Raw genomic sequence first — 9,422 nt, 5'->3', positions numbered from 1 at the left:
TATTTGTTGTTTCAATCATATATAAATATCCATTAAGAGTTAGGCTATTATTATTTCTTGGTGTTTTATCAGCAATGTTATTTTATTTGTCACGCACTAATCTGCTTTTCCTTATTTATTTCCCGATTGTATTTTTATTTATTTTTCCAAATAAGTTGAATTATAAAAAAATATTTAAATTTTCTGTTCTTACTTTACTTATCGTAATTATTGCTTCTTATATAACGATCTTACAAGGGAGGGGAGATAATATATTTCAAGTTTTATTCAAAATTGGAGAAACTCTATTTCGTTATAAATCTTATTCCTTTTATTTAGCTGAATATGCCATACAAATATCAAATGGTATTGAAAAGTCTTTATTTCCTTTTTTTGGCTTTCTTTCAGAGCAAATTATATCTTTTGGCTATGTTGTCAATAATCCCATCTCGACTAGTAAATCTAAATTTGTTTTTGAGTTTCACTATTTGGGCAATGGTTATAGGGCTAATGTTTTATATCCTTGGTGGGCTTGGTTTTATGGTTACTATGGTATTTTTGGTCTAGTTTTAAAAGCAGTTTATATTTATGCTATTTTAAACCTTACTTTGAAATTTAAATTGTCTTTGACGTTTATGTTTTTGCTTTACAATATTTTATTTGTCATTGTCGTTAAACATCCATTAATAAATGCTGGAGCATTTTACGGTTTTGTTGTGTTAATTATTTTTGATTTGTTAATTAAGGTTAAATATGAAAAATTATTCAAGTAAAAAAATAGCAGTAATTGATCCATCATCGTATTCACTTCCTTACGATTATTTTTACATAAATGAACTGAAAAATACATTCCATGTGGATTTCTATTTTTCAAAATCACAAAGTAATTACGAATATGTTGAAAAACTAAAGTTATGTGACAACGTCACTTTACATGAGTACTCAATATCTCCCAGCAGTACTAATCGATTATTTGGCTTAATTAACTACGTTAGGATGCTCAAAGATATTTTTTTAAAACGAAAAAGCTATAAAAAAATTCATTTTATTTGGAGTGTATTCTTTTTATTTGAAAGTACTTTGTTTTTTTTAATTAAAGATAAATTGATCTTTACGATTCATAATGATGTTCCTCATAGTTATAATAAAAAAACATTTTGGCCATACAAAATAATAATGAAACTTGCATCAAAAATTGTATTTGTCAGTAATTATACAATGCGAACTTTTATTAAAAATTACGGAGCACACCCTAATTATCAATTAGTCCAACATGGCATAATGCCTATCGACACCTTATCCAATACTCGGTTAGATACGAATATTCAGCTGGAAAAAGTGATTTTGTTTTGGGGCCGAGTTGAAGAATATAAAGGAATAGATGTTTTTGACTATTTTATTTTTGATTGGCCAGTAGAAATATATGGGAAGTGGTCTTCACAGTTAATATCATTGAAAAATAAATTAAGTTTAATTGAAAGTGTACTTATAAATGATAGTTATCTACCTTTTGATGAGTTAGCGTCAATGTTATCACGAGACGTTATTTTTATTCTCCCTTATAAAGATGCCAGCCAGTCAGGAGTACTGTATACACTTCTTGCTTATGGTAAAGTCTTTATTTCGAGCAATGTTGGGGAGAATAATGATTTTTTGATAGGAAATGGATTAGAACAACTTGTGTTTGATCGAAATGATAAAGAGTCAATTATAAGGGCTTTAACTTATGCTTTTGATGAATATGATGTGATTAGGCTCAAGTTGTTGAAAATAAAAAAAACACTTGAATGGGCTAATGTAATGAGTAATGAAAAAGTCAACGAATTATATACCCTCTAATTTTTTCACAAGATTTAACCGAATTGAGTTAATAGAAACACCCATAATTCTATTAAAACATATTGTTAATATTATTATTTTCTAAGGAAAAAAATGAATAATTTAGTTTCGATTATTATGCCTTGTTACAATGCAAGTAAATACATAAATGAATCTATTGAGTCAGTATTGAATCAAACTTATCAAAACTGGGAATTGTTGATTATCGATGATTGCTCTCCTGATGATAGTTCTAATTACATTAAAGGAATACTCCCAGATAAAAGATGTAAACTAATAGAATTAGATTCAAATGTTGGTGCTGCAAAAGCTAGAAATATAGGACTAAAATCTGCGAAAGGTCGTTTTGTCGCATTTTTAGACTCTGATGATCTTTGGGAGCCTAGTAAATTAGAGATTCAGATAAAGTATATGCTTGAGAACGATGTCGGTTTTACATATACTAACTATAAGCAATTTAGTGAAAATGATATGAATGCCAAGATTGAAGCGCCTTCTAGTGTTAACTATTTTGATATGATAAAATGCAATTATATAGGTTGTTTAACAGTAATATATGACACAAAGCATTTTGGAAAGTTTTATTTCCCCTTGACAAAAAAAAGACATGACTTCGCTCTTTGGTTGAACATGCTCAAAAAGTTTGAACGAGCTTATAATGTTGAATTAACTCTAGCTAAATATAGAGTGCATAGTAATTCATTATCTTCCAAGAAATCAGATGCTTTTCAGTCTTACTATCATGTTTTAAGAGAGTTACAAGGTATAGGATGTGTTAAATCCTTTTTTTATACTTTAAACTTTTCAATTCTTTCGATTATGAAAAAAAAAGCACCCAATCTTTATAGATTTATTTACCCTATTTATTTAAGCAACAATAAAGAGTCATAAAAGTGACAAGGATTTTAGTAACCGGTGCGTCTGGCTTTATTGGTTCACATTTAATTGACAACCTTAGGTGCAATTATAAAGTTGTAGGGCAAGTTAGAAATATAGTTAACTCTGTACGGAATGATTCTTCTTTGTTTACATTAGATGTTAATGGTACGTCTGACTGGAACTATTCACTTAAATCAGTAAATGTTGTTATTCACTTAGCTGGGATTGCACATAACAAATCAAGTGATTTCCATTATATGCGTGAGGTTAATGTAAATGGTACAATCAATCTTGCGCAACAGTCTGTTAAAAATGGTGTAAAGCGTTTCATTTTTATCAGCTCAATTGTAGTGCTAGGTAATAGGAACACAAATAACCTACCATTTAATGAGCATTCACCTCATTCCGCATATTCCGAATATGCACATACAAAACTGGATGCTGAAAACGCATTACTAAAAATAGCTGAGGAAACCGGACTTGAAGTTATCATCATCCGTCCAGTATTAGTTTATGGTTTAGGGGCTCCTGGTAATTTTGGTAAATTAGTTAAATTAGTTAATAAAGTACCAATGTTACCTTTTGCATTGTGTACAAATAAACGCAGCTTTATCTCTGTTGATAATTTAGTCGATTTTATTTCTACTTGTATTGACCACCCTAAAGCGAAAAATGAAATTTTTTGTATTTCTGATGGCAATGATGTTTCCATTAGAGAGGTTACGGATGGTATTGCACTAGGACTAAATAAAAAATTAATACAACTGCCTATACCAGTATTTATTTTCAAATTATTAGGTAAAATCACGGGTAGAAGTGAACCAATTGAGCAATTGGTTGGTGTTTTTCAAGTTGACTCAAGTAAAGCGAGACAACTACTTAATTGGACTCCACCGTTTACTATGGCTGAAACTTTTATCAAATTGTCAAATTGTCAAATAACAAATAACAAATAAGAATTAATATGAAATATACATGAATTCGGATTTTAGATTTTTTTATGGCCTTTCCCAATTTTTATTTTTAGACTTTTATTAAAAGCTTTAAGCCGGGAGTCAATATCAATTCAGTTGTTTGATAGCTTAGAAGTTGATAACTCTAGAGCTAAACAACTGTTGGGTTGGTCTCCTAATCAAACTATGTCTGATGTTTTTAAACAGCCATAACACATTTTAATCTACTTAATCATTAAGAAACGAACATGACACTTCTACTAATCCGCATTTTAGACTTCTTATTTGCCTTCTTTGGGCTTTTTTTTGGTTTTCCAATTTTAATTATCTTAACCATCATCGGTTACTTTGATACAGGTTCTCCTATATTTATTCAAGAGAGAGTAGGGCGAAATAAGAAACCATTTAAATTAATAAAATTTCGTACAATGACAGTTGGTACTGCTTCAGTAGCAAGCCATCTAGCATCAAGTTCCTCTATTACTAAGTTTGGTAACTTTTTACGTAAGACTAAACTTGATGAATTGCCACAGCTTTGGAATGTATTTAAAGGTGAAATGAGCTTGGTTGGCCCTCGTCCTAATTTGTATAACCAAGGAGAGTTGATTCTTGAACGTGAAACACGTTGTGTTTATAATGTACGTCCTGGTATTACTGGCTTAGCTCAAGTCAATGAAATAGATATGTCTACGCCGGCATTACTGGCTAAGACTGATGAGGAAATGATATCTACTTTAACTATTAGTTATTATTTTAAATATATACTCCAAACTGTTACTGGCTCAGGTAGCGGTGATAGAGTTACTAAAGACTAAAGACTAAAGACTAAAGACTTTTACAAACATAATTACAACATATAAATAACAAAGGAAGTGACGTGGTCGTATCAATTAGACCACGTCATACTGTTGCGTATGGTTTACGTTATGTAGAATTAGGCGATGATTTTAAAACTTATTTATAGGGAATTGTTAATAGTTAGTGATTACTTTTCTCAAGTTATGAACCTGTGGATTCAAGCCTTAGATACAGCCTGAATGACAATAAACTGGGTTCCTGCTTAAGTGATAGTCGGAATAAATAAAGCAAAGGAAGTGGATCTTCGACCAGATACTTCGAAGATGACGGTTTATAAGTTTGCAGATAGAAGTCGCTATCGAACCATATTATACGAAATAGTAAGTGACATTTCAGAGTAACAGACTAACTGATTAGACCCTCGTATTCCCTCAAAGCAGAAAGCTAATTGTTATGTAAATGTACAGGAAGGCATTTATTTTCAGTTAAATTTCAGTTTTTTTAGTTTATACTAGGGGATTCTGTAAAAGGAAAATATATTTTAATTTATAAAAGGAATTAGTTAGTGACTTTGATTCAATCAATTTTGAAATTACCACGCCCCTATAAGCGTGCCATTTCACTATTAATAGATTCAGTATTTTTATTTTTAGCCTTTTGGTTCGCATTATTCATGCGTCTTGAAAGCTTCTCTCCTCTATTTAAGCAAGATTACTGGTTAGTTTTTTCTTGTGTGTTGCCACTTAGTTTACTCGTTTATGTAAAACTAGGTCTGTATCGTGCTGTTCTACGTTATATGAATATGCAAGCTATTTGGGCTATTGGGCTAGGCAGTGTTTTTTCTGCGGTATTAATCATTGGTTTTTCATTCTTCTTTACGGCTGATATACCACGTACTGTTCCTTTTATTTTTATGAGTTTATGTTTGATATTGATTGGTGGTGCAAGAGTTGGCGTAAGAGCGATAATTAGCCACCCACGCTGGCATAAAAAAAACCCAGTCTTAATTTATGGTGCTGGCTCTGCAGGACGTCAGTTATCAACCGCTTTATCACAGGGACCTGAATATCACGCTGTTGCTTTTGTTGACGATGATGTTGCATTGCAAAGAACCGTTATTCAAGGTATCCATGTTTATGCCCCCGAGGAAATACCAAGCCTTATCAAAAGTAAAAATATAGAAAAAATATTATTAGCAATGCCAAGTGCATCAAGGTCACATCGCAAAGAAGTGTTAAGTAAAATTGATTCACTAGGTGTGCAGATATTAACTATTCCTGGTATGGCTGATGTTGTTGACGGTAAAGCTAAGCTTGAAGAGTTTAAAGATGTTGGCGTTGAAGATTTATTAGGGCGTGACCCAGTAGAGCCTAAACCTGAGTTAATGAATGCTAATGTCGCGGATAAAATTGTTATGGTTACTGGCGCCGGTGGTTCTATTGGCTCTGAATTATGTCGTCAAATTATTCGGCTAAAGCCAGCTAAGCTGGTTTTATTTGAGTCGTCTGAGTTTGGTTTGTATACCATTGATAAAGAGCTTAATGAATATAAATTAACACACGGTTTAATCGTAGAAGTATTGCCTATTATGGGCTCAGTGCAAAGAGTTAATCGCATTGAAACTGTGATGAAAAGTTTTGCCGTACAAACTGTTTACCATGCTGCCGCATACAAGCATGTACCATTGGTTGAGCATAATGTTGTTGAAGGTGTTAGAAACAATGTTTTTGGTACTTATTATGCAGCGCGTGCTGCCATAAATGCCAATGTTGAGACTTTTGTATTAATCTCTACCGATAAAGCCGTTAGACCCACGAATATAATGGGGACGACTAAACGTGTGGCTGAATTGGTACTACAGGCGTTGTCTAAAACACAAGATACTACGCGTTTTTGTATGGTTCGCTTCGGAAATGTTTTAGGTTCGTCTGGTTCAGTGGTTCCTTTGTTTAGAAAGCAAATTAAGGGTGGTGGCCCGGTAACGTTAACGCATCCAGACATTACTCGTTATTTTATGACGATACCTGAAGCCTCTCAACTTGTTATTCAAGCCGGTGCTATGGGCACAGGTGGAGATGTATTTGTACTTGATATGGGCGAGCCAGTAAAAATTTATGACCTAGCCTGTAAAATTATTCACTTGAGTGGCTTTTCGGTTAAATCTGATAACAAGCCTAACGGTGACATTGTTATTAAGTGTACTGGGTTAAGGCCCGGTGAGAAGCTTTATGAAGAACTGCTTATAGGTGATAACGTTTCAGGCACTATTCATGAGCGTATTATGAGTGCCAAAGAAGCCATGCTTGATTGGCATGAGCTAGAGCCCTTGCTAAAAAAACTGGATAATGCCTGTCATGCGTTTGACCATGAGTTAATTCGTGAGATTTTGCTTAAGGCCCCAACAGGATTTAACCCCTCCGATGGAATATGTGATTTAGTGTGGCTACAAAAAGAAAAAGAGCCGTTGAAAACAGCTGAAATTATCGCGTTGAAAAAAGTCACTTAATACGCAAATACTTTAAAACTAATGGCTTGCTGTTTAAGTAGTCATTAAAATGTGGATGTTTTTCGTTATTATGATTTAAAAGCCATTCGGGGTTGAATGCTCAGAATGGTTTTTAAAGTTATAGCACTACAAACCCTATGATTTTTGTCGATCTAAGTTACACAGTACCTGGCGCTATTATGCTCTACGACCTCTTATTATCAATAGTTAGAATTAACCTTGTTAGGATTTATTAAAATGAAGCACCGTATTTTATTTGTATTGGCTTTACTGCCATGTTTTCTTAATGCCGCGGAACCTGTGGCAAGTATGTCTTTTCAAGGGTATAGCGGACTAATAAATACCCCGACAGCAACTTTGTTTGATGAAGGTACGCTTTATCTGAAATACAGTAACCAAGTTGAAACAAGAGATGGTTATCGAAACGGTGATAATTATAATTTTGGTGTCGGTTTATGGAAGTATATTGAAATTTCAGCCCGGTTAGCTGATTACCAAGCCCCCAACGGTGGCAGTAGCCCTACAGATCTATCAGCCAACATTAAAATAGGTATCCCTTTTATCCCAAAAGACTGGTTTAGTTTAGCTTTAGGTATTCAAGATCTGGGTGGTGCAGCGAACTATTTTGATGCTAAGTATGCTGTGGCGACAAAAAACATCCTAGAAGACGTTAATATTTCACTGGGTATCGGACAAAGCGACTCAACCCAAGGGCGTCTTGATGGTGTTTTTGCGGGTGTTGAGTGGCAGCCTTATCAATGGTTAAAACTCTCAGCAGAATATGATGCAGCCGATACTCAATTAGGTATGCATTTATCTTCACCTAAACAGTGGCTGAGCAGCGGTATTCAATTAACTTCTGAACTACTTATTTCTAGTAGTAACGAAGCATTAAAAGATGATGTTTATTATGGCATAGGGTTAACTATACCACTTGATTATGATGCAGGTACTCATTCATCGCAGCGAAAAAGTAACCCGATAAACCATAGTAAAGGTGATAGTGAATTACAACAAACGGGTGAATACGTAGCATTAACTATAAATGATGTTGAGTTAGATAATGCTTATCGTTCAGGTGCACTTGAACGATTACAGTTAAGAAAATTGCTGGTTAAAGAAGGTTTTGAATCAATCAGGGTTGCTGAAGCTAATGTAAATACGGTCTATGTAGAACTTGAAGATCACATTTATAACCGTAACAAAATAGATGGTCTTGGCGTTATTCTAGGGATTGTCAGCAAAAATATACATCATAATTACTCGCACTTTACTTTAGTACTGAAAGAGCGAGAAATTTCAACTTTAGTCGTAAAAGGTAGTATCGCTGAATATGATGCTTTCTTAAGAGATGATAAGCCTTTAAAAATTGATATATCAACGGATACTTTTGCCACTGAGCGGTTAACCTCGGATGATGCTGATAATAGTAATAATTTTTGGCTAAAACCCCGCTTTACCTTTTGGCCTGGAATAGTCTCTAGAGTGGGTACAGACTTTGGCGTCTTTGATGCGTCTGTAGCCTTAATTAGCCACGTTGAATTACCGTTATGGCCTGGTGCTGCTTTAACCGCTGCACATGTTGCACAGTTTGCTGAAACCGATAACTTTGATGATGGTCAATATTTCGCTGATGATAAGCAAACAACAGGACTAAAAGAATATAGCTTTCATCAGACCTTTTCATTACCGTATTCGGTAAAAAACATGACTTTTTTTGGTCGCTATCGTGATACTTATAACTATGTAGCGAACGAAGCTCGTTGGCAAAGTGTTGGTGGTGCTCATAAATTAAACCTATTCACTGCAAGATATGAAAACCAATTAGTACCAACAGGCAGGGCTTACGCGGGGTGTAATATTTTAGCTTTACGTTGTAGGTCGCCAAAAGAACCTGAACCAAGAGAGGTTCTTATTGGTACGTATAAATATTATAACGCTCATCTTAATGCGACTGCTGAACTACAGGTAGGAAAGTACTGGCAACGCGATAAAGGTTTAATCTTTAAAGTAGAGAGAATGTTTGGTGATGTGTCTTTAAATTTAACCTATAAAAATACAAAAATTGACGGTGAAGAAGCTAATCAATTTATTGGTCTTGGCTTTTCAATACCGTTAACACCACGTAAAGATTACAATAATAAATACTTTCAAGTAAGAGGTAAGCCTAAGTGGAATTACTCAGTGAATACGCTCATTGGGGAAAGCCATAATAGACTAACACCAGGTACTGGCGATAACACTAAGCAGTTTTATAACCTTGATAGTGCCTTTTATAATCATGACCGTTTAGGCAGTGAATATATTTATGAAAATTCGAATCGCTTAAAAGAGGCTTATTATCAAGCGCGTTAATATGTTTACCATTATTAATAAAACCCAGTGACAATTTGAGTTGCTGGGAGTGAGATGAATTTGTAAAGACAGATAAAAAAAAACGGCTATGTAGCCGTTTTTTTGGTTAGTGA

At 34.0% G+C, this 9,422-nt stretch carries 7 protein-coding genes; all 7 read left to right on the top strand.

Translation table 11 applies throughout. The features are described from left to right. A partial coding sequence (locus H4J62_RS19635; RefSeq protein WP_182231373.1) for an O-antigen polymerase occupies positions 1-752 on the top strand: 752 nt, incomplete at its 5' end. Continuing rightward, positions 733-1,818: a glycosyl transferase family 1 gene (locus tag H4J62_RS19630; RefSeq protein WP_259365007.1), complete on the top strand. Its 1,086-nt coding sequence runs from the start codon at positions 733-735 to the stop codon at positions 1,816-1,818. The genes H4J62_RS19635 and H4J62_RS19630, both read left to right, overlap by 20 nt. Before the next feature lie 93 nt (positions 1,819-1,911). Then, positions 1,912-2,709: a glycosyltransferase family 2 protein gene (locus H4J62_RS19625; RefSeq protein ID WP_182231372.1), complete on the top strand. Its 798-nt coding sequence runs from the start codon at positions 1,912-1,914 to the stop codon at positions 2,707-2,709. A gap of 2 nt (positions 2,710-2,711) precedes the next feature. Next, a complete protein-coding gene (locus H4J62_RS19620; protein ID WP_182231371.1) occupies positions 2,712-3,653 on the top strand; it encodes an NAD-dependent epimerase/dehydratase family protein in 942 nt (313 codons plus the stop codon). A gap of 245 nt (positions 3,654-3,898) precedes the next feature. After that, positions 3,899-4,465 carry a sugar transferase gene (locus tag H4J62_RS19615; RefSeq protein WP_182221018.1) on the top strand — a complete coding sequence of 189 codons (567 nt, stop codon included), beginning with the start codon at positions 3,899-3,901 and terminating at the stop codon, positions 4,463-4,465. A gap of 548 nt (positions 4,466-5,013) precedes the next feature. Next, the gene (locus tag H4J62_RS19610) at positions 5,014-6,954 is read left to right on the top strand and encodes a nucleoside-diphosphate sugar epimerase/dehydratase (protein WP_182218677.1); all 1,941 of its coding nucleotides are present in this window, start codon (positions 5,014-5,016) and stop codon (positions 6,952-6,954) included. A gap of 237 nt (positions 6,955-7,191) precedes the next feature. Continuing rightward, positions 7,192-9,309 carry a YjbH domain-containing protein gene (locus tag H4J62_RS19605; RefSeq protein ID WP_182218675.1) on the top strand — a complete coding sequence of 706 codons (2,118 nt, stop codon included), beginning with the start codon at positions 7,192-7,194 and terminating at the stop codon, positions 9,307-9,309. Positions 9,310-9,422: the final 113 nt, after the last annotated feature.

The organism is Colwellia sp. BRX8-5 (assembly GCF_014077325.1).
Classification (GTDB): domain Bacteria; phylum Pseudomonadota; class Gammaproteobacteria; order Enterobacterales; family Alteromonadaceae; genus Colwellia_A.
The sequence above is the reverse complement of the archived record's forward strand: the minus strand, read 5'-3'. Positions and strand labels throughout refer to the sequence as shown.

What these genes read in the sequence shown, in the direction of transcription:
- H4J62_RS19630 (WP_259365007.1), top strand. Translation starts at nt 733, where the DNA reads ATGAAAAATTATTCAAGTAAAAAAATAGCAGTAATTGATCCATCATCG.
- H4J62_RS19625 (WP_182231372.1), top strand. Translation starts at nt 1,912, where the DNA reads ATGAATAATTTAGTTTCGATTATTATGCCTTGTTACAATGCAAGTAAA.
- H4J62_RS19615 (WP_182221018.1), top strand. Translation starts at nt 3,899, where the DNA reads ATGACACTTCTACTAATCCGCATTTTAGACTTCTTATTTGCCTTCTTT.
- H4J62_RS19605 (WP_182218675.1), top strand. Translation starts at nt 7,192, where the DNA reads ATGAAGCACCGTATTTTATTTGTATTGGCTTTACTGCCATGTTTTCTT.